A 20,217-nucleotide genomic window follows, 5' to 3' on the forward strand; every position below is an offset into this window, starting at 1 on the left:
CGTGATCTCCTCGCTGCCCGTGCTTCAGGTCACGGCAGCGTACCGTCAGGGACGGTCCACGCTAAGCGGTGACTATGCCACGATACGCCGAGACGGCGTCCTCCAGCTCCTCGGCCATGAGGTCGGCGTTGATGACGGCCGGTCCAGGCTCAGGCTGCGCTGATCCCGAACAGACCGATGATCAGGGCCATGACCACCAGCGTGACCAGTTCGTGCGCGCAGTTCAGCACCGTCAGGCCGGCCGGCCTGCCTTCGAAGGCGTCGTGCGTGATGAAGCGGGCGGCCGTAAAGCCGGCCCAGAGAATGACGGCGGTGACCAGGCTGTTCGCCAGGAAGTTGCCGCCGTAGAAGTGCTGGGAAATGGCGGCCGAGCCGGCAAGGACCAGGGCGCTGACGAAGCTGACCACCAGGGTGATCAGGATGGGTTTGACGGCGTCCTTTGCTTCCCCGCTCGGCGATACTTTTGCGACCCTCATCCAGTAGTTGCCGAAGACTTTCGGGGTGTACCAGACCGAGCCCACCACCATGCTGGAAAGGGTGGCCAGCAGTACCGCCCAGGTGTTGATTTCCGGAATCATTGCGCTCTCCTCAGATTAGTCCGCGAAGTCGCCGGCGTTCCGGCGGAAATTTCCCAGGATCCGGATCAGCTGGTCCACGTCCTGGCCGGCGAAACCGGACTGGCCAAAAACTTCGGTGTTGAGTGCCGCCGTCGCACTTTTGGCCAGGGTGCGCCCCTCGGCGGTCAGTTCGATCAGTGTGGTGCGGCCGTCCGTAGGATGCGGTGAACGGACCACCAGTCCGGCGTCCTGGAGCCGGTCGACGGCGTTGGTCACCGAGGTGGGGTGCACCTGAAGGAGCGCGCTGGCCTTGTTCATGGGCAGGGCGCCGCTGCGGGCGAAACTGAGCAGTGCCAGGAGTTCGTAGCGGGCGAAGGTCAGGCCGAAGGGCTTGAGGACGCCCTCGATCCGGGCCAGCAGGATCTGCTGTGTCCGCATGATCGCGGTGATGGCCGCCATGGGCGCGGCGACGTCGCCCCAGCCGTGGCGTTCCCAGTTGCGCTGGGCGTCGGCGATGGGATCGCGCGGGAGCGGGTTTCCCATGGCACCTCCTGACGTGTGGGTTGCTCCAGCCTAGCTTTTCAGCCCGGGGAATTCCGTGTCCGAGTACTCGACGCCCAGGCCCGCCGGCAAAGGTCCGCTGCCGTGCCGGAGCTCCTCGGTGTGCCGCAATTCGACGCGGCGGATCTTGCCCGAGATGGTCTTGGGGAGCTCGGCGAATTCGAGCCGCCGGATTCGCTTGAACGGAGCCAGGTGGTCCCGGCAGTAGCGCAGGATCTCTTCGGCGAGTTCCGGGCCGGGCTTGTGCCCGGCGGCAAGCACCACGAACGCTTTGGGCACGGACAGCTTGAGCGGGTCGGGGGAGGGGACGACGGCGGCTTCGGCCACGGCAGGGTGCTCGATCAGCACGCTCTCCAGCTCGAAGGGCGAGAGCCGGTAGTCCGAGGATTTAAAGACGTCGTCGCCCCGGCCCACGTAGGTGATGATGCCGCGTTCGTCCCGGCTGGCCATGTCGCCTGTGTGGTAGTAGCCGTCGCGGAAGGCGTCCGCCGTTTTCTCCGGGTCGCCGTAGTAAGCCTTCATCAGCCCCACGGGGCGGGGGTCAAGGCGGAGGCAGAGCTCGCCGTCGTCGGATTCTTCTCCCGTTGCGGGATCGATCAGGACCACGTCATAGCCGGGCAGCGGCCTGCCCATGGCGCCGATCTTGATCGGCTGGCCGGGGGTGTTGGCGATCTGCACGGTGGATTCGGTCTGGCCGAAGCCGTCCCGGATGGTCTGGCCCCAGGCGCGCTGGACCTGGTCGATCACCTCTGCGTTGAGCGGCTCCCCGGCGGAAACCACTTTGGTGGGCGGGTTTTTCAGGACCGTGAGGTCGGCCTGAATCAGCATCCGCCACACGGTGGGCGGGGCGCAAAAGCTCGTGACCTTTTCGCGGTCCATCTGTTCCATGAGCGCCTTGGCGTCGAACCGGCTGTAGTTATAGATGAACACGCAGGCCTCGGCGATCCACGGCGTGAACACGTTGGACCAGGCGTGTTTGGCCCAGCCGGGGGAGGCGACGTTAAGGTGCACGTCGCCCGGTCCCAGCCCGATCCAGTACATGGTGGAGAGGTGGCCCAGCGGGTAGGACGTGTGGGTGTGTTCCACCAGTTTGGCCTTGGAGGTGGTGCCGGAGGTGAAGTACAGCAGGAGGGTTTCGTCCGCCCTGGTGGGTGCGTCCGGCGTGAAGTCCGTCGGTGCGCCGTCCGCGTCCGAATACCGCGCAGCACCTTCGGCGGGAGCAGCGGCGGGAGTCCCGCCGTCGGCGATTTCAATCAGTTTGTAGTCGCCTGGAACGTCGGCAAACTTGCCGATGTTGGAGCTTCCGACGGCGGCCCAGCCGGCCTCGCCGCGCTCCACCCTGTCGGTTAGGTCGGCAGGGCCCATGAGGGTGGTGGTAGGGATCATCACGATGCCGAGCTTGATGCCGGCCAGCATAAGTTCCCACAGTTCAACCTGGTTGCCCAGCATGATGATCATGCGGTCGCCGCGGCGGACGCCCTGGCTGCGGAGCCAGTTGGCCACCTGGTTGGAGCGCCCTGCCAGCTCCGCGAAGCTCCGCCGGGTGGCGCTGCCGTCCTGCTCCACGATGACCAGGGCGGGCTTGGTGCCCTTGCCGGGGTCCGCCGCGATCCGGTCGAACCAGTCGAGGGCGAAATTGAACTCGTCAAAGCGGGGCCATTGGAACTCGCTCCGCGCTTGGACGTAGTCCTCGCGCAGGGCCAAAAGCCTGTCCCTCGCGGCCCGGAAGTCGTCGGTGACTGTCATGGAGGCCCTTTCGCCTAGTGATCCACATCACTGTGCAATATACTAGGACATCCAAGGGTTTGGAAGTGCCGGGCACAATGATGCGGCCGGCGGACGACGAAGGGACAGCTGCCCGTGCCGACACAGGAACAAACCGATGAAATGCCCGATGCTGCGGAAGTTGCCACCGGGCGCCCGGAACTTCCGTTCCCCGAGGCGGACCTGATGTACATCGTGGACCTGCTGCCCGCGGAGGAGCGTTCGCGCTATCTGGAAGTGCGCGAATTCCTGCAGTCCCGCATCCGCGCTGCGTCCATCGAGTACTGGAACCGCGAGGAATTTCCGTTCGGGCTGTTGGCCGAGATGGGCAAATACGGGCTGGGCGGGCTGCAGACGGACGGAACGTCGGCGCTGTTCAAGGGCCTGATGTATGTGGAGGTGGCACGCGCCGATGTGTCCCTCTCCGCGCTCGTGGGGATCCACAACGAGCTGATTGTCGGAATGATCAATGAGCTCGGTTCGGAGGAGCAGAAGCAGCGATGGCTGCCAGGGCTGACAGCCTTCACCCAGCTGGGGGCGTTTGCGCTCACGGAGCCGGACCACGGCTCGGACATCGCGGGCGGGCTCGAAACAGCGGCCCGGCTGGAGCACGGCGAATGGGTGATCAACGGGGCAAAGCGCTGGATCGGCGCCGGCACCATCGCCGATTTTGCGCTGGTCTGGGCCCGGGATGAGGCCGATCAGCAGATCAAGGGCTTCATCGTGGAAACGGACCGCCCCGGCTACACCGCCACGAAAATCTCGAACAAAATCGGCCTCCGGATCATGCAGAACGCGGACATCCGGCTGGACGACGTGCGCATTCCGGAAACGAACCTTCTGCCCGGTGCCACGGATTTCTCCAAGGCCAACGCACTCCTCCGGGACTCCCGCGCCTGGGTCGGCTGGCAAGGTGCGGGGATCCAGCTGGCCGCGTTCGACGTCGCCCGGTCCTACGCGCTCCAGCGGAAGCAGTTCGGCAAGGAACTGGCGAGGTTCCAGCTGGTCCAGCAGCAGCTGGCCGAAATCCTGGGCAACGCCAGCGCCTCCTTGGCGCTCATGGCACAGCTGGCGCGGATCCAGCAGGACGGCAAGCTGGAAATGGCGCAGGCCGCGATGGCCAAGTCCACCACCACGCGCCTGGCCCGGGCTTCGGTGGCGATGGGCAGGTCGCTGCTGGGCGGCAACGGCATCACCAGCGACTACGAGATGGGCAAGCTGTTCGGCGACGCCGAAATCCTGTACACCTACGAGGGCAGCTACGAGATCAACTCCCTGATTGTTGCCCGTGCGGTGACAGGGAAGTCGGCGTTCGTCTAAAGGACCTTCATCAGTCCTGGCCGCGCCCGTAGTGCAGCAGCACCACCCCGTTGCCGAACGTCTGTGTCCCGGCCAGCTTGAGGTTCATCCGGACGTCAGGTGATTCGAACAGCGGCCGGCCGCGGCCCAGAACCACCGGGTGGACGTAGATCCGGTATTCGTCGATCAGGCCGTGCTCCATGAAGGTGGCGGCCAGGTTGGCCCCGCCCAGCGCGATGTCTCCGCCGGGCTGCGCCTTCAGTTCCGCGATTTCTTCAGGCACGACGTCGCGGATCACCGTGGTGTTCCAGTCCGCAGTGGTGAGGGTCCGGGAGAACACGAACTTGGGCATGTCACGCCAGATCCCCGCGAACTCGAACATGGGGCCGGTGCTGGCCGGATCCCGGTCCGCCGTTGGCCAGAACTCCGCCATCAGCTCATAGGTGACCCGGCCGTCCATAAAGGCGCCCATGCCCTTGCACTGCTCGTTGAAGTGGCGGTGCAGTTCCTCGTCCACCAAGTGCCAGCTGATGTCCCGGTCCGGCCCTTCGAAGTAGCCGTCCAGCGACACCGACATCATCAGAATGATCTTCCTCATCTGGATTCCTCCTGACATGCGGCGGGCATCGGGGGGGGCGGACCGCCGTCGTAGCCTCCAGTGAATCACTCCGGGATCCGCCGGGACAGGGGAAGATCCTGCTCGCGGCCTAAGCAAGGTCCTTTGTCCCTAACAACGCCGCGTCCCGAGGGCCAAAGTTGTCTTAGGGCGACCCGAGCCGGGAATCAATCAGGGCCACCCGAAGTGATTCGCGGCAAGAGGAGGAGCCATGAGGATCGAATCCTGGATTTTCGGAGGCCTGTCTTTGTTTTTCATCCCTGTGGGTGTGGTCTACGGCCTCATCACCAACTGGAGGGAACCGGTGGGCTTCCTGGGATTGTGGCTGGTGGGCGGTCTGTCCGGAATGATCGGGCTGTACCTCGGCTACACCGGTAAAAGGATAGGGTTGCGTCCCGAAGACCGCCATGACGCGGAGATGCACGAGGGTGCAGGGGAGCAGGGCCACTTCAGTCCCTGGAGCTGGTGGCCTATTGCCGTGGGAGTTTCCGCAGCCACCGGGTTCCTGGGAATGGCCGTCGGATTCTGGATGGTCTACATCGGCGCCGGATTCGCTCTGGTTGCCCTTATTGGCTGGGTTTTCGAATACAGCCGCGGGGACCACGCCCACTGACAGGCGGGGTCAGCGCCCGCACTGGCCAGGCAGCTCCGGTAACGGCGGCGGGTGTACGGAGTACACTCATTGAAAGAAAACGGCCAGGGAGAGCGCCCGCATGACCCAGCAGATGGAAACTACGCGCCGGATCCCGCTGAACCGGGACCGCGTGCTGGCTGCCGCCGTCGTACTCGCTGACGAGGCGGGCATCGAGTCTCTCAACATGAGGCGGCTCGCGCAGGAGCTCGGCGTGGTGCCCATGGCGCTGTACAAGCACATTGCCAACAAAGAAGAACTTCTCGACGGTATGGTGGACGTTCTTGTCGGCGAGATCGATCCGCCGGTCCGCGATGCAGGCTGGAAAACAGCGGTACGGCTCAGGGTGCTTTCGGCCCGAAGGTCCATGCTCCGGCATCGCTGGGCCCGCCAGGTGCTCGAATCCCGGATCAACCAGACGCCCGCCGTGCTGGAGTACATGGACTCATTCATCGGGATGTTCCTTGCCGGCGGCTTCTCGGCGGATCTCACCCACCACGTCATGCATGCGCTCGGCAGCCGCATGTGGGGCTTCACCCAGGAGCTGTTCGACGATCCCGCCACCCCGCCGCCGGCCTCCGTGCCGCCGGAAGTCCAGGCGGCCATGCTCCGGGAGATTGCAGCGCGTTTTCCGAACATTGCGGCGGTTGCCGGGGCGGCAAACCACGACGACGGCTCCGTGGTGGGGCAGGGCTGCGATGACCAGTTTGAGTTCGAGTTTGCCCTCGACCTCCTGCTGGACGGGTTCGAGAGATTCCACGAGCAGGGCTGGACATCGGAGCGGGCAAAGCTGGATCGATAGCCGGGCCGTCCTGCAGCATCTCCGCAGGAGTTTTCACGCCGGGCTCTATGTCGAAGCCGAACATAGCCATGTTAGCTTTTGGGGATGGAGGTGCTCGACTGGCTTCTCGACTCCGATCCCGCGATCCGCTGGCAGGTCCAGCGCGACCTCATGGGCGCGCCGCCGGCGGTAGTGCAGGCTGAACGGGCGCGCGTCGCGACGCAGGGCTGGGGCGCCCGACTGCTCGCGCTGCAAGGCGAAAACGGTCAATGGGACGGGGGTACTTACTACCCGTCGCCGTTTGACGAATCCGAGGACGGCCAGCCCTGGACAGCAACCACCTACAGCCTGCTGCTGCTGCGCGACTTCGGCCTCGACGCCCGCAGCGAGCAGGCCCGCACCGCCGTCAGGCTGGTCCGCGAGAACAGCCGGTGGGAAGAGGGGGACCAGCCGTTCTTCGAAGGTGAAGTGGAGCCGTGCATCAACGGCATGACGGTGGCACTTGGCGCATACTTTGGCGAGCACGTCGACGGCGTGGTCGAGCGATTGCTCGGTGAGCAGCTTGCCGACGGCGGCTGGAACTGCGAGGTGGAACGAGGCTCGGTACGGTCGTCCTTCGGTACCACCATTAACGTGCTCGAAGGGCTGCTGGAGCATGAGCACGCTACCGGCGGATCACAGGTCTCAGTCGCGGCCCGGGAACGTGCCGAGGAGTACCTGCTGGAGCGCGCACTCCTGCGGCGCAAGAGCACCGGCGAGTTGATCGACAAGGACTGGTTGGAGTTCTCGTATCCGACCCGCTGGCTTTACGACGTGCTCCGCGGCCTTGACTACTTCCGCGCCGTGGGGAAGCGCCCCGACGAACGCATCGCAGAGGCGGTGGAGGTGCTCCGCTCGAAACAGCAACCGGATGGGACCTGGCTTCTGGAGAACTCCCATCCCGGCCGGGTCCATTTCGCCTTGGACGACGGTGACGGACGCCCGAGCCGGTGGAACACCCTCCGGGCGCTGCGGGTGCTCGATTGGTATGAGCGTCAGTAACATTCAAGTGCAGTAGCGAACCACCCGGCCGGGGTTCGTTTATTCGCCGGCGGGTTGGAACAGCTCCACCACGTTGCCGGACGGGTCCTCGAGCAGGATCTGCTGCCCGCCCGGGCCGGTCACAATGTCGTTTCGGAAGGTGACCCCTGCGCTACGCAGCCGGTCCACCTCGGCAGCGATATCGCCAACGATGAGGTGGATGCGGTTCCAGCCGCCCGGCGTCGGCAGCGTGCCGTCCGGCATCGGCCGGCCTGCCGAGCTGCCAGGACCACTCAACAGGAGCCGTAGCCGGCCGCGCACAACATCGGCGAACGCCGGAGCTGCGCTCCTCCTGAGGGTGAATCCGAGGTGCCCGGTGTAGAAGGCGATGGCGGCATCGACGTCGTCCACCATGTACCGGACGCTTACCAGGTCCGCAGGATCGTGGGACATTGCTGGGTCCTCTCCGAAACGTGTGTCGCAGAAATTAGCACAACGGCCCCTCCGAACCGTCTGGTCCGGAGGGGCCGTTGTTGGTACGGGGTGGTCCGGCTGGCCGCCGGAACGTTTACCCTAAGCCTTTAGAGAGGGCGGATGTTCTCTGCCTGCGGGCCCTTGGGGCCCTGGGTCACATCGAATTCGACCTTCTGGTTCTCGTCCAGTGAGCGGTAACCGCTGCTCGCGATCGCCGAGTAGTGGGCGAAAACGTCAGCTGATCCGTCATCGGGGGCAATGAAGCCAAAACCCTTTTCGGCGTTGAACCATTTAACTGTGCCTGTTGCCATGGCTGCATTCCTTCATGTGACTCTGATTCTCTCTACAGGCACACTGGCCCGCAGAGCGGAGAACGTCCCCCGCTGTCCCCCAACGTACGTGGCGGACGCCTTGCTTGCAAGAGTAAAAGTGCCCTTTCGACACTATAAGTCTGGCCGCCGAGTACTTGGCGGGCCACTTAACTGCCGCTTCAGAGGCCCGAAGCGACCCCGTTCCGCCGGGGATTTCTCACCAGCTGACGGTTCCGGCCGCACCGTCCACCGTTACGATCTGGCCGTCGCGCAGCCTGGTGGTGGCATCCGCAACGCCCACGACGGCGGGGATGCCGTACTCCCGCGCAACCACTGCCCCGTGGGAGATGACGCCGCCCATCTCCATGACCAGCCCGCCGGCTGTCATAAAGAGGGGCGTCCAGCCAGGGTCGGTGGAGGGAGTCACCAGGATTTCCCCGGGGTCCAGGCGGGCACCTACCGGATCCAGGACCACCCTGACCTTCCCGGTGGCAGTGCCGGCAGACGCTGGAGTTCCAGCCAGCCCGGAAGAAGCTGCGGATTGCGGCCGCCGGGCGGTCTTCGCCATGACGGCCGCTTCCACGTCCGTTCCGTCGGAGAGCAGGAGGCGGGGAATCCGCCGTCGCCGTAGTTCGACGTCGTACAGCCGGCGGCGGGCGGCGACGATGCCCTTGAGGTCGGCACCGCGAAGGCCCACCCGCAGCTCCTCGAAGTCCAGGAAGAACACGTCACCGGCGGCTGCGATGCTGCCCGTCGTTGCCAGTTCGTCGCCGACTACCCTGAGCTGGCGGTGCATCGCCGCGAGGACCAGCACGACGTAAAACTTGGGCAATTCCCGTAGTCCGGCCAATTGGCGGGCCCGTCGCAGGCACAGCGCCACCAGGCGCGCCCGCAGCCGGCTTTTGGTTCCGGCCTTGTCCACCAGTTCACTGATCCGGGTCTCGGCGAGATCGGCGGCCCTGGCGAACTGGCGGTCCGGTGCCTGCTCAGGGTCGTCAACCCGCAGGTAGTTCGAGATCATTCCGAGGAGGTGCTCCGGCTCTTCGGACCATCTCGGCATCCCCAGGTCGATCTCCGCCACGGCCCGGTGGCCGTACTTGGCCAGGAATGTCCCCAGCCCCGCCTGTACAGCGGCCGGCAGAGTACCCGCTTTGTAGAGGGCGGCCAGTTCCTCAGGTTGCTGGTCCGTAAACAACCGGCGTGCGTCCGGGTTGCGGCCCACGGAAACGGCCAGGTGCCACAATTCCAGGTCCATGATGGTGGTCACGTTGTGGGGAAGCCCGCGAAGGACCGCCTCAAGTTCGCGCGGTTCGGCAATTCCCCGCAGCAGCCTGCGGGCTGCGGCCAGCATCAGGTACCCCACGGCCGGAGCTGGAAGGGTCGCCCCGATCAGTCCGTCGAATACGTCGGGTCCCAGCACGTCCTGCGCATGCCGGAGCCGGGTGTGCGCCGTTGCGGGGACAGGGAGCGCCAGTTGGGCTTCGAGGCGCTGCTGGTAATGCCGTGCCCGGCGCAGTCCGGCGTCCGGCCACAACAGCGTCCGGACCATGGCAGGAATGAGCTGGACAGCCAGGCCGAGGCTCTGCGGCCTGTCAGTGCCTTTTGTGTCCGGCTGGCCGTGGCCCGGAGTGCCGGTCCGGCCCGGCTTCCGCCAGGGGGGCCTGACATTGCCGAACCGCGGGTCTTCCAGGAGCGCCGGGAAGACGGCCGCGGACCTCCCGTCAGCCAACGAAAGCATCCGAAGCATCACCCGGCGGCCGGATTTGCTGCGGAGAACCGGTGTCAGGTCAACGTACATCCGCAGCCCGGGGTTCACGGATCTCCATCCGCCTTTGGGGCCCTGCATGAGGCCGAGGACGGACAGCCCCATCGGAGTGATGGGGCGGGTGAGTCCCTGGAGCAGCGTGCCGCACAAATAAACCCGCGTGTCAGTGCCTGCGGCCTCCGGCAGCGGATACAGCGTGGTGATGGGGCGCGACTGGGTCAGCCAGGCCTTGCCCTGGGCATCGATCACCCACTCAACATCCTGGGGCGCACCGAACAGCAGCTGGGCTGCCTCACCGAGGGATGCCAGTTCGCGAAGCTGGGCTTCCACCAGGCTTGGCTGGCCCGGCGGCTGCTGCAGAATCCTGGCAGTGGCTGTGTCGACCACAAAGTGATCCGGGTTCACGGCGCCGGACACCACCGCCTGGCCCGGCCCCGGGCTGGCGTCTATGACGGTCTCCGTCCGCGTCCCGGTCACGGCGTTGGCGGTGAACAGCACGCCGGCCGTGCCGGCGTCGACCATTTGTTGAACGACGACGGCGAGGCCCACCTCGCGGTGGCTGATCCCGTTAGCCGCGCGGTAGGCCACGGCCCGGTCCGTCCATAGGGAAGCCCAGCAGCGCCGGACGGCCTGGATGACGTCGTCGGCTCCAACGACGTCCAGGAACGTGTCCTGCTGTCCTGCAAAACTGGCAAAAGGCAGGTCCTCGGCCGTCGCCGATGACCGCACCGCCACCGGCACATTGCCCAGGACCGCATACGCTGCGCGGACAGCAGCCTCGACGCCGGACGGAACCGCGGCCCCCGCCACCGCTTCGCGGGCATGCCCGGCAAGCCCGGCACGGTCGTCGCCGGGCGGGCCGGATGCGGTGTACGTGCCTGTGGGCGCGTCCGACAGTGCTTCATCCAGGCGGGCTGCGATGGCGTCCACTTCCCCAGGAACGGCGGTCCGGTAGGCGGCCGTGGTCAGGCAGAACCCGGGCGGAACCGGATACCCGGCGGCGGCAAGCTTTCCAAGGTTGAGTGCCTTGCCGCCCACCTGCGTCAGCGAGGCGGAAGCCAACTGGCTGAGCTCAACCGTGAGGCTCTTCCGGTCGGTGCTGTACGGCTCCCGGCCTTGGCTGACAGAAGCCATCTTCGGCTCCTAGCCGTTCGCGGCACTCTCGCCGGTGTCTTCCCACATGACGTCCAGGTTGTGGAAAATCACCGGGCCGTCGCACAGGGCCGCCATTTTTGCGGCAAATTCCGAGGTTTCGGGACGGCCCGAATTTTCCATCGCTGAGTCAAATGAATCGAAATCAACAATGGTGAAGTAGGTCCCGGGCCGGTCCCGGTCCGCCGTGGCAATAATGCGGCGGAAGGTGGGCGCCGTGGATCCCTCAGTCCTTGAGGGCCTGCCCAGCTCTTCTATCTCCTCAATGCGGGAGGTCTTGAATTCGATGATCTGCACAAACCCGGTCATGACGGCTCCTTGACGGCGGTGGTTGCTGACGCGGATCACCCTAGACCTGCAGCCGGGCGGAGCAAAGGGCAGAAATGCCCTACTTGGGCGACTGGGGGCTGTCGGTTCCAAGGACTGTGCGGTTGCGGCCGAGCGACTTGGCGCGGTACAGGGCGGCGTCCGCCGTCGCGATTAGCTCATCAAGGCCGGGCGTTCCGTGGCCTATGGGGGCAATGCCGTAACTGACCGTAGGCATCCGGGCACCGCCCGCTCCGCGGACTGCCTTCAGCTGCCGGTTGATCTCCGCCGTGATGGCCTCGGCCCGGTCCGGGGACACCCCGGGGAGGAGGAAGATGAACTCCTCACCGCCGTAGCGTCCCACGAGGTCGGTTGAACGGACCGTGCCGATGCAGGCGGCGGCGAACGACTGGAGCGCCGCGTCACCGGCAGCATGGCCATAGGTATCGTTGACGGTCTTGAAATGGTCCAGGTCGGCCAGGATCACGGAACCCGCCGCCCGCGAGCGCCGCAGCCGCTGCAGCTCATCGGAGGCCAACTCCACGAACGCGGCCCGGTTCAGGAGTCCCGTGAGGCCGTCCTGCGTGGCCACTGCGCGGAGGGCACGGGTCTGCTGCTCGCTGCTGAGGGCGGCCATGCTGAAGGACACCACAACAAGCAGAACCATGGTGACAAGGGTGGTGACGGCGGAGCCGAAGTAGGTGATGAATACCTTACTGTTCGGGCCTTCGCCGATGTACACCACCATCCGGCAGAAGTAGTAGGCGGAGAGCAAGCCGGACACGATGGCCAGCGGGATCCGGACCCTGGAGTAGCCCGGCTCGAGCCGCCAGAGTTCGCGGGACGCGAAGCCTAGCATCAGGCTCATCAGGGCAAGGAAAGCCGCGCCTCCGGACCAGGTGTTAACGGCAGGGCTGTCGAAGGCCGCGGCGACCGTCACGACGGCGGGAGCTGCCGCCAGCTGCCACGAAGGCGGGCGGGGTGCCCGCAGCGACCGGGCGCCGCCCCAGACGCAAACCGCTCCGGCAACCAGCAGGCAACTCCCCAACGGATTGGCCCACACCTGGTGCGCCGTTCCGTCCAGGAGGTAGGAAGCGGAACCGGCGAGGAAGAGCGTCAGGGCCACGCACCACCACCCGCTGTACGGGGACCGCGTGCTCCGGTACGCGGCAAAGTAGAACAGCAGGGCCAGAGTGAACGCGACAATGGCGAAGGCAACCCTGAGGGTCAAGGTGTCGAGCTGCATTCGGTTACCCCCAGTTCCCAACCAAGCGAAGACCCGGACCGCCGAGCTGATCCATACGCAGACTCAGTATCGCATTCGGAGGCTGCCGGCGCGGTCAGGTTTGAGCAGCGATCAGGGCTTGAGCAGGACCTTGATGGCGCGCCGTTCATCCATCGCCTTGTAGGCCTCTGGAGCTTCCTCCAGCGGCATGACGGAGTCAAACACCCGGCCGGGGTTGATGGTTCCGGCGAGCACGTCCGCCAGCAGCTCGGGGATGTATGTCCTTGCGGGTGCCATGCCACCGGCGATGGACACGTTGGAATCGAACAGGTAGCGCAGCGGGACCTCGGACCCGCCGGTGGGGACGCCCACGAATCCAAGGGCGCCTCCCGGGCGGACACAGTGAAGGGCTTGCTCCATGGATTCCTTGGTGCCCACGCATTCCAGCACCGAATCCGCGAGCACGCCGCCCAGCAGTTCCCGGACCTTGGCCACCCCGCCGTCGCCTCGTTCCGCCACGATGTCCGTGGCACCGAACTCGCGGGCCAGGGCCTGCCGGTCAGCATGGCGGGACATGGCGATGATCCGCTCCGCCCCGAGCCGCTTGGCCGCGAGGACACCGCAAAGGCCGACGGCGCCGTCGCCCACCACAACAACCGTCCGGCCGGGTGCCACCTTCGCGGCCAGTGCCGCATGGTGGCCGGTGGCCATGACATCGGACAGGGTCAGGAGGTTGGCCGTGAGCTCAGCGTCCGGTTCGGCGACGTCGGGAACCTTGACGAGGGTGCTCTCAGCCAGCGGCACCCGGACGGCCTGCCCCTGGCCGCCGTCGATCCTGAAGCCGGCCTTATCCCGGCCGCCCCAGCCTGCCAGGAAATCGCAGGCTACGGTGACGCCGTTCAGGCACTGCGGGCATTCGCCGCAGCTGACGACGAAGGGCGCGATGACAAAATCGCCTTCAGCCAGTCCGGTCACGTCCTCGCCGACGCTTTCGACCACACCGACGAATTCGTGGCCGATGGCCGACGGTTTGCGGGTGGACCTCACGCCCCGGTACGGCCACAGGTCCGAGCCGCACACGCAGGATGCCGTCACCTTCACCACCACATCAGTGGGCAGCTGCAAAGTGGGGTAGTCCCTGTCTTCGACCCGGATGTCACCCGGGCCGTGGATGATGGTGGCGCGCATGGGGGCTCCTTCGATCGGATGCGGGGGACCGGCTAGGTTCGAGTCTAAACCCGGTCATTGGGCGGCTCCGCAGGTTAGCGCATACCCTCGCGCCGGATGGCCGTGGCGATGGCGGCCGCCCTCGTCTCGACTCCGAGCTTCGCGTAGATGTGCGCCAGATGCGTCTTCACCGTGGCCTCCGAGATGAACAGCCGCTGGCCGAGCTCACGGTTGCTGAGTCCTTCGATCAGCAGGCTCAGCAGCTCAGCCTCGCGGGGTGTCAGGATCTCGTCCGGGTTTCGCAGCTGCTGGAAGAGCCGCGAGGCCACCGGTGCGCTCATCACGCTCTTGCCCTGGACCGCCCCGCGGATGGCGGCGAAGATCTCCTCCGGTGCGGCATCTTTGAGCAGGTAGCCCATGGCGCCGGCATCGACGGCACGGACGATGTCCGCGTCCGAGTCGTAGGTGGTGAACACCAGCACGGCCTGCCTGGCGTTGCGTCGGCGCAGCTGCTTGATGGCTTCGATTCCGTCCATGCCGGCACCCATGGCCAGTCCATCACCACCACGGCAGGGCTGTGCTGCTCCGTCAGGGCCAGGGCCTCCTCGCCCGAAGCTGCCTCGGCCACCACGTCAATATCGGGCTGTGTTCCCAGCAGCGCCTTGAGCCCGCTGCGGACCACCAAATGGTCGTCCACCAGCAGCACGGTAATGGGATTCATCGTTCCTCCCCGGTGGGCAGTTGTGCGGCCACGATCGTCCCTTCCCCGGGCGTGCTTTCCACCGAAAACACCCCGCCCAGTTGTTCCACGCGCTGGCGCATGGCCCGGAGTCCGTAGCCTCCGGCGTCCGACGGCGGTGCCAGCAATAGCGAGTCGAAGCCCGCGCCGTCGTCGTACACATCCAAAGTGACTGCATCCGGCAGGAACCCCAGCGTCACGGTGGCGTTCGCCGCGGCAGCGTGCAGCTTCGTGTTCGCGGCGGCGCTTTGGACCACCCGGAGGAGCACGTGCCGGACGTCGGCGGGGACCGGGCGGGGCTCCCCGGTGACCAGCAGGCGCACGCGCGGGACGTACTGGGATGCGGCCTGCAGCAATGCCTCGGGCAGGGGCGCCGTGTCCAGGCCGGGGGAGGCGAGCTCGTGGACCAGGCTCCGCGTGTCCGCGAGGTCTTGGCGCAGCATTCCGCTGGCGGCGCGGACGTCGTCGCGCGCGTCCGTGCTCGGCCAGGACCTGTTGGCTGCCTCGAGCAGCAGGAGGCTGCTGGCCAGGCCCTGCGTCACGGTGTCATGGATTTCCCGGGACATCCGCTCGCGCTCCTCGATGGTTCCGGCCCTGCGCTCGCTGACCGCCAGCCGCCCCTGCGCCAGCGACACCTCCGCGTGCAGCCGGCGCTGAACCGCGGCGTCCTGTTCAATGCGGTCGTAGATCAGCGTCAGCATGACGCCCACCGCAAGAGGGCCAAGGAGCATGGCAATATCGCTGCCCCCGCTCAGCCGGAACAGCCCGGCGGCGGTGGCCGCCGCCGTCGCGCCTCCCGCCAGGTACGCCACCCAGCCGCCGAAGGCCGAGCGGCACAGGAAGAACAGCGCGAACGAGCACCACGCAAAACTGGGCGCCGCGACCACCAGGACCGCCCACAAAGCCACCAGGACAAACATCCATACCGCCCACGGCCGGCGCCGTTGCGAGAGCACGGCGATCACGGCGTAAAGCGAACACACCGCTGCGGCAAGCGCCAGGACCCACAGGTTGTCCGCGGGGCTGTGCCGCATGACGTACCGGACCGCGGACGCTACCAGCAGCACGGCAAAACCAAGATGGACGACGGCGTCAATCCGGCCCAGCGGGCGGCCGCCGGCGTGGTCCTGCTCTGCTGCCGTCGCCGGCTCGGCGGGAAGGGTTGGGGGTGAGGAGGGCATGGTTGTCCGGTTCGGGTATAGGAGTGCTACCCACCATGCTAGGGCCCGCGCCGTTGCTGGTCCCTCAGCCTTTTTGGCTGATACGGCCAGCCCGATGGGGGAGTCCGCGGCAGACCAAAGCCCGATGCCCTGGCGTGCCCGGACCGGAAAGGATGGATTCAGGCCGGGAAGTGATCCCGGCAGCCAGCCAAAACCTTTACCTCCCGGGAGAACCATGAAGAAGTCCAACAAGATCGCCGCTGCCGCTGCCGCCGGGGCACTGCTCCTCACCGGAGGCCTGACGGCTGCAGCCAACGCCGGAACCTCGGCGGCTCCTGCGTCGGCCGCTGCGGCTGCCGGCGTTTCCGCAGCTGTTCCCGCCGTTGACATCCAGCCGGCCCCCGAAACGGTGGTCGCGCAAAACCGCATCAGCGTAGGTGCCTCCACGGCCGCCGTCGAGGCCGCGCTCGCCAAATGCCAGGCCGACAAGCTGCCGTTCGTCACCGTTGCCCTCGTGGACAGGTTCGGTACCGTGCAGGCCCTGCTCCGCGGCGACAACGCGGCTGAGCACACGATCGAAGCGGCGCAGCAGAAGGCCTACACCGCGGCCGCCTTCGGCGCGCCCACCAGTGAACTTGCCAAGCGCATCAACGGCAACGGCCCCGGCATCGACGACCTCCCCGGCACCCTCTTCCTGGCCGGGGGCGTCCCGCTCAAGGTGAACGGCGTATCCGTGGCGGGCATCGGCGTCGGCGGCGCCCCGGACGGCGCGCTGGACGAAACGTGTGCCACTGCCGGCGCCGAGGCCATCGCAGCCGGAACTGCGGGCGCCGGAACTGCGCAGTAAACAGGCTCCGGCTTGGAGTTTTTGTCCAGATAATGGCCGTTCCGTCCTCCCTAGGGCGTGTTATCTGGACAAAAACTCCGGGGGTTAGACGGCCTCGAGCACGCTGACATAGTTGGCGATGCCCACGCCGCCCATGTTCTGCACGGCGGCCCGGCGGGGATTGGCCAGCTGCATGTCGCCCGCTGTGCCGGTCAGCTGCATGGCGGCGATGACGTGCTGAGATACCCCGGTGGCGCCGACCGGGTGGCCCTTGGCCTTGAGCCCGCCGGAGACGTTGACGGGCAGCTTGCCGTCTTTGAACACCCAGCCTTCCTCGAGGGCGCGGGCTCCCTGGCCGGGTTCGGTCAGCCCCATGGCCTCGTACATGAGCAGTTCGGCGATGGTGAAGCAGTCGTGCACTTCGGCGAAATCCAGGTCGTCAAGCCCGACGCCGGCCATCGCCAGCGCCCGCTGCCAGGACGCGCGCGTCGCATTAAAGGCAGTGGGGTCGCGGCGTTCGGCGGGGAAGAAGTCGTTCGCGTGGCCGAAGCCGGCGAGCCGCACTGGAGCGGTTGCCCCTCCGGTCGGAGAGACGGAAAGCACGACGGCGGCGGCGCCGTCGGACACGGGGGAGCAGTCGGTGCGGCGCAGCGGATCCGCCACCATCGGGTTCTTGTCCGAGACCGTACGGCAGAACTCCTCGCCGAGGTCCTTGCGGAGCTGGGCGTAGGGGTTGTCCACGCCGTTGCGGTGGTTCTTGGCCGCGATGGTTCCCAGGACGTCAGACACCGGACCGTACCGCTTCCCGTAGTGCTTGGCCACTTCGGCGAACAGGCCGGTGAAGCCGGTGGTGGAGCGCTTGCCGGCCATGTCGTAGTCGGCTCCCAGCAGGGCCGCGCCCACAACGTCCGCACCGGCCTGGGTCATCTTCTCCGCCCCGATCACCAGGACAGTCTTCGCCGTTCCGGCCAGCAGCGACTTGGTGCCCTGCTGGAACGCTGCCGAACCGGAGGCGCAGGCGTTCTCCACCCGCGTGGCCGGTACGTTGGCGAGCTGCTCCGAGACCTGCAGCGCGAGCGAGGACGGGAACGCCAGCGGCATCATGCCGGAGTTGAACTGGCCGAGATAGATTTCGTCGATCTGGCCGGGCTCGATGCCGGCGTTGCCGATCGCCTCCGCGGCCACCTGCACGATCAGGGATTCAAGGGTTTCATCGGTGAGCTTGCCGAAGCGGCTGTGCCCCCAGCCGCTCAGCAGGACATCCTTGCCGAACTGTTCCTTGAGGCTCATGCGGTTGCTCCTTCCAGTGTTGGTTCTGCTTCAAGTGCGACGGCGAACTCCGCCTCGGTCTTCCCGCGGATTTCCTCCACGGTGACCCCCGGGGCGAGGCGGGTGAGCGTGAGCTGCCTGCCGCCGTCGCCGGTTCCCTGTTCATTCTTCACGAGGTCGAAAACAGCAAGGTCGCTGATGATCCGGTCCACGCAGCTGACCCCGGTGAGCGGAAGCGTGCATTCGCGGACGATCTTGGCGGTGCCGTCCTTGGCGTTGTGTTCGGTCAGGACCACGACGCGCGGTGTCCCGGCGACGAGGTCCATAGCACCGCCCATGCCTTTGACCATCTTGCCGGGGATGGTCCAGTTCGCGAGGTCGCCGCTCCCGGACACCTGCATGGCACCCAGGATGGCAACCTTCACATGCCCCCCGCGGATCATGCCGAAGGAGGTGGCGGAGTCGAAGATGCTGCCGCCGGGCAGGACGGTAACGGTCTGCTTTCCGGCGTTGATCAGGTCGGCGTCCTCCTCGCCTTCGTAGGGGAACGGTCCCATGCCGAGCAGTCCGTTTTCGCTCTGCAGGACCACGCGGACGCCGTCGGGCAGGTTGTTGGCCACCAGCGTGGGGATGCCGATGCCGAGGTTGACGTAGTCGCCGTCGTTGAGTTCTTCGGCCGCGATCGCAGCCATTTCATTCCTGGTCCAGGCCATGGGGTTCTCCTTGGGTCTCAAAGTTGGGGGCTTAAATGCTCGTTCGCGCTGGGTGCGGGATCAGGCCGGTGCTGTCGCGGCGACGCGCGGGCGGACGGTGCGTTGCTCGATGTCCTTGACGCGGTCGCTCGCCTGGACCAGTCGCTGGATGTAGACGCCGGGCGTGACGATGTGGTTGGGGTCCAGCGTTCCCGGGTTGACGATGACCTCCGCCTCGGCGACGGTGACGGCACCCGCAGTGGCCACCACGGGGTTGAAGTTCCGGGCGGTGTGGCGGTAGATCAGGTTGCCGTCGGTGTCCGCGGTGTGCGCGTGCACCAGTGCGAGGTGGGCCTTGATGGCGCGCTCCTGGACGTACGTTTCGCCGTCGAACTCCGCCAGCGGCTTGCCCTCGGCGACGAGGGTGCCGACGCCGGTCTTGGTGTAGAAGGCCGGAATGCCGGCCCCGCCCGCGCGGAGGCGCTCGGCGAGGGTACCCTGCGGGGTGAATTCCACCTCCAGCCGGCCGGCGAGGTATTGCTCGGCGAAGAGTTTGTTCTCGCCGACGTAGGAGGCTATGACCTTGCGGACCTGGCCGGCTTCGATGAGGATGCCCAGGCCCTTGCCGTCCACGCCCATGTTGTTTGAGACCACGGTGAGGTCCTTGACGCCGGAATCACGGATGGCCTCGACCAGGTCCGCCGGGATACCGCTCAGGCCGAAACCTCCCACGGCCAACGTCATCCCGTCGTGCAGCACGTCCTGCAGCGCTGCTGCGGCGCCGGATTTCACCTTTGACATTTGCATCTCCTCATTGAGCGCTGGGTCCGTTGATGCGGTTTCCCTGCGAATCCGTCAATCCACTTTGTGGACGGATGTTCTGGGAATGGAGCGTACGGGCCTGCAAAAGGTGCTGTCAAGGTGAGAGTATCCTCATGAGATGAGCATTTATACAGTGTGGACGGTAGGCTTTAGTGCGTCCATATTGTGGATATTTTGGAGAATTTTGAAGGGAAAATAATGAATTCAGTACCGGTCCAGGGTGCGCAGGTAGTCAGCCGGGTGGCTGCCCTGCTGAGGATCGTTGGGCGCCAGCCCGAAGGGAGCCCGCTGGTTGGACTGGTCCGGGAGTCAGGCCTTACCCGGCCCACGGTCTACCGGCTGCTCACCTCGTTGGCTTCCGAAGGCCTGCTGGACCAGGACCCGCAGAGCGGCAATTGGGTGCTGGGCCCGGAAATCCTGTTGATGGGTTCTGTGGCGTCAGCCCGTTTTCCGCTGGAGGACATCGCCCGGCCGAGCCTGCGTCGTCTGGCCGAGGAGACCGGTGAGAGCGCCTTCTTCTCGATTCGCAGGGCAGCGGAAACGGTGTGCCTGCTCCGGGAGGAAGGCAGTTTCCCCGTGCGCTCCTTCGTTCTGCATGAGGGCGTGCGGTTTCCACTGGGGGTGGCCTCCGCCGGAACGGCCATCATGGCGTTCCTGCCGGAGCCGGAACAGGAGGAACTGTTGGCTGGCTGGGAGGCGCACGCGGGTAAGTTTGCGGCGGCGCACACAGAGGCAGTGGTCCGGGAAAACCTGGCCAGGACGCGGCAGGCCGGCTACTCGGTCAACCCGGGCCTGGTGCTGGAGGGCAGCTGGGGCATGGGTGCAGCCGTGTTCGACCAACGAGGGCGGCCGGCCTGGGCGTTGTCGCTGACTGGCATTGAGCCGCGCTTCCGGGGTGAGCGGCAGGAGACGCTGGGCCGCCTCCTGATGGAAGAAGCGCACCGGATCTCCACGCTGCTGACCCGCGCGCCGGGCGGTGCCTGACCCGGGCGGCGCCCGACGCCGGCCGGGCGGCTGGCGAGGATCCACGAAACCTGGCCGGCCGTCGTCGGGCACTTTGACACGAACACGCCGGCAATT

General features: G+C 66.4%; 21 protein-coding genes and 1 pseudogene. 7 read left to right on the forward strand and 15 right to left on the reverse strand.

Annotated features, from left to right (window positions below):
• Position 1 precedes the first annotated feature (1 nt).
• Positions 2-163, forward strand: coding sequence for a hypothetical protein (locus tag J7I92_RS02620; protein ID WP_214836954.1), 162 nt, complete (start codon positions 2-4; stop codon positions 161-163).
• Here the strand turns inward: J7I92_RS02620 and J7I92_RS02625 are convergent.
• Genes J7I92_RS02625 through J7I92_RS02635 form a run of 3 tightly spaced genes read right to left on the reverse strand, consistent with a single transcriptional unit; the run spans position 150 to position 2,864 of the window.
• Positions 150-578, reverse strand: a complete 429-nt coding sequence (locus J7I92_RS02625) for a DUF1761 domain-containing protein (protein WP_214836957.1) — start codon at positions 576-578, stop codon at positions 150-152. The genes J7I92_RS02620 and J7I92_RS02625 overlap by 14 nt on opposite strands.
• 15 nt (positions 579-593) lie before the next feature.
• On the reverse strand, positions 594-1,100 hold the full coding sequence (locus tag J7I92_RS02630) for a MarR family winged helix-turn-helix transcriptional regulator (RefSeq protein ID WP_209747764.1): 507 nt from the start codon (positions 1,098-1,100) through the stop codon (positions 594-596).
• A gap of 30 nt (positions 1,101-1,130) precedes the next feature.
• Positions 1,131-2,864, reverse strand: coding sequence for an AMP-binding protein (locus J7I92_RS02635; RefSeq protein ID WP_214836961.1), 1,734 nt, complete (start codon positions 2,862-2,864; stop codon positions 1,131-1,133).
• 141 nt (positions 2,865-3,005) lie between these two features.
• Between J7I92_RS02635 and J7I92_RS02640 the strand changes: the two genes are divergently transcribed.
• Positions 3,006-4,202, forward strand: a complete 1,197-nt coding sequence (locus J7I92_RS02640) for an acyl-CoA dehydrogenase family protein (protein ID WP_214836964.1) — start codon at positions 3,006-3,008, stop codon at positions 4,200-4,202.
• A gap of 10 nt (positions 4,203-4,212) precedes the next feature.
• Here the strand turns inward: J7I92_RS02640 and J7I92_RS02645 are convergent, their stop codons facing one another.
• Positions 4,213-4,779 carry a dihydrofolate reductase family protein gene (locus J7I92_RS02645; protein WP_214836967.1) on the reverse strand — a complete coding sequence of 189 codons (567 nt, stop codon included), beginning with the start codon at positions 4,777-4,779 and terminating at the stop codon, positions 4,213-4,215.
• Positions 4,780-5,008: 229 nt separating this feature from the next.
• Here J7I92_RS02645 and J7I92_RS02650 point away from each other — a divergent pair, with 229 nt between their 5' ends.
• The 3 genes from J7I92_RS02650 (at position 5,009) to J7I92_RS02660 (ending at position 7,250) form a co-directional block, all read left to right on the forward strand.
• On the forward strand, positions 5,009-5,410 hold the full coding sequence (locus J7I92_RS02650; RefSeq protein WP_214836969.1) for a cytochrome c oxidase subunit 4: 402 nt from the start codon (positions 5,009-5,011) through the stop codon (positions 5,408-5,410).
• 100 nt (positions 5,411-5,510) lie between these two features.
• The gene (locus J7I92_RS02655) at positions 5,511-6,230 is read left to right on the forward strand and encodes a TetR/AcrR family transcriptional regulator C-terminal domain-containing protein (RefSeq protein ID WP_214836971.1); all 720 of its coding nucleotides are present in this window, start codon (positions 5,511-5,513) and stop codon (positions 6,228-6,230) included.
• 84 nt (positions 6,231-6,314) lie between these two features.
• Positions 6,315-7,250, forward strand: a complete 936-nt coding sequence (locus J7I92_RS02660) for a hypothetical protein (protein ID WP_214836973.1) — start codon at positions 6,315-6,317, stop codon at positions 7,248-7,250.
• 39 nt (positions 7,251-7,289) lie between these two features.
• On the opposite strand, the gene J7I92_RS02665 is transcribed toward J7I92_RS02660, so the two are convergent.
• From J7I92_RS02665 to J7I92_RS02700, 8 genes and pseudogenes are all read right to left on the reverse strand, one after another.
• Positions 7,290-7,682 carry a VOC family protein gene (locus J7I92_RS02665; RefSeq protein ID WP_214836976.1) on the reverse strand — a complete coding sequence of 131 codons (393 nt, stop codon included), beginning with the start codon at positions 7,680-7,682 and terminating at the stop codon, positions 7,290-7,292.
• Between the two features lie 128 nt (positions 7,683-7,810).
• Positions 7,811-8,014, reverse strand: a complete 204-nt coding sequence (locus tag J7I92_RS02670; protein ID WP_013599688.1) for a cold-shock protein — start codon at positions 8,012-8,014, stop codon at positions 7,811-7,813.
• 217 nt (positions 8,015-8,231) lie between these two features.
• Complete coding sequence (locus J7I92_RS02675) at positions 8,232-10,913, reverse strand: PEP/pyruvate-binding domain-containing protein (protein ID WP_214836978.1); 2,682 nt, start codon at positions 10,911-10,913, stop codon at positions 8,232-8,234.
• Between the two features lie 9 nt (positions 10,914-10,922).
• Entirely contained in the window at positions 10,923-11,240 is a 318-nt protein-coding gene (locus tag J7I92_RS02680; protein WP_214836979.1) for a hypothetical protein, read from the reverse strand.
• A 79-nt stretch (positions 11,241-11,319) separates the two neighbouring features.
• Positions 11,320-12,483 (reverse strand): GGDEF domain-containing protein, encoded by a 1,164-nt coding sequence (locus J7I92_RS02685; protein ID WP_214836982.1) that lies wholly within the window; start codon positions 12,481-12,483, stop codon positions 11,320-11,322.
• Positions 12,484-12,594: 111 nt separating this feature from the next.
• Positions 12,595-13,650, reverse strand: a complete 1,056-nt coding sequence (locus J7I92_RS02690; protein WP_214836985.1) for a zinc-dependent alcohol dehydrogenase family protein — start codon at positions 13,648-13,650, stop codon at positions 12,595-12,597.
• A gap of 74 nt (positions 13,651-13,724) precedes the next feature.
• A pseudogene (locus J7I92_RS02695) lies at positions 13,725-14,350 on the reverse strand (response regulator).
• Positions 14,347-15,549, reverse strand: a complete 1,203-nt coding sequence (locus tag J7I92_RS02700) for a sensor histidine kinase (protein ID WP_251039372.1) — start codon at positions 15,547-15,549, stop codon at positions 14,347-14,349. The pseudogene J7I92_RS02695 and the gene J7I92_RS02700 overlap by 4 nt, the downstream one beginning before the upstream one ends.
• 214 nt (positions 15,550-15,763) lie before the next feature.
• Between J7I92_RS02700 and J7I92_RS02705 the strand changes: the two genes are divergently transcribed.
• Positions 15,764-16,375: a heme-binding protein gene (locus tag J7I92_RS02705; protein WP_214836988.1), complete on the forward strand. Its 612-nt coding sequence runs from the start codon at positions 15,764-15,766 to the stop codon at positions 16,373-16,375.
• Positions 16,376-16,459: 84 nt separating this feature from the next.
• Here the strand turns inward: J7I92_RS02705 and J7I92_RS02710 are convergent, their stop codons facing one another.
• From J7I92_RS02710 to J7I92_RS02720, 3 genes are read right to left on the reverse strand one after another with little or no spacing between them, the layout of a single operon-like run.
• Positions 16,460-17,644: an acetyl-CoA acetyltransferase gene (locus J7I92_RS02710; protein WP_214836991.1), complete on the reverse strand. Its 1,185-nt coding sequence runs from the start codon at positions 17,642-17,644 to the stop codon at positions 16,460-16,462.
• Positions 17,641-18,336, reverse strand: coding sequence for a CoA transferase subunit B (locus J7I92_RS02715; RefSeq protein ID WP_214836994.1), 696 nt, complete (start codon positions 18,334-18,336; stop codon positions 17,641-17,643). The genes J7I92_RS02710 and J7I92_RS02715 overlap by 4 nt, the downstream gene beginning before the upstream one ends.
• 60 nt (positions 18,337-18,396) lie before the next feature.
• Positions 18,397-19,116, reverse strand: a complete 720-nt coding sequence (locus J7I92_RS02720; RefSeq protein ID WP_214836997.1) for a CoA transferase subunit A — start codon at positions 19,114-19,116, stop codon at positions 18,397-18,399.
• A 219-nt stretch (positions 19,117-19,335) separates the two neighbouring features.
• Here J7I92_RS02720 and J7I92_RS02725 point away from each other — a divergent pair, with 219 nt between their 5' ends.
• Positions 19,336-20,121, forward strand: coding sequence for an IclR family transcriptional regulator (locus J7I92_RS02725; RefSeq protein WP_214836999.1), 786 nt, complete (start codon positions 19,336-19,338; stop codon positions 20,119-20,121).
• Positions 20,122-20,217 lie beyond the last annotated feature (96 nt).

This window comes from Arthrobacter sp. ISL-72 (assembly GCF_018613755.1).
Taxonomy (GTDB): domain Bacteria; phylum Actinomycetota; class Actinomycetes; order Actinomycetales; family Micrococcaceae; genus Arthrobacter.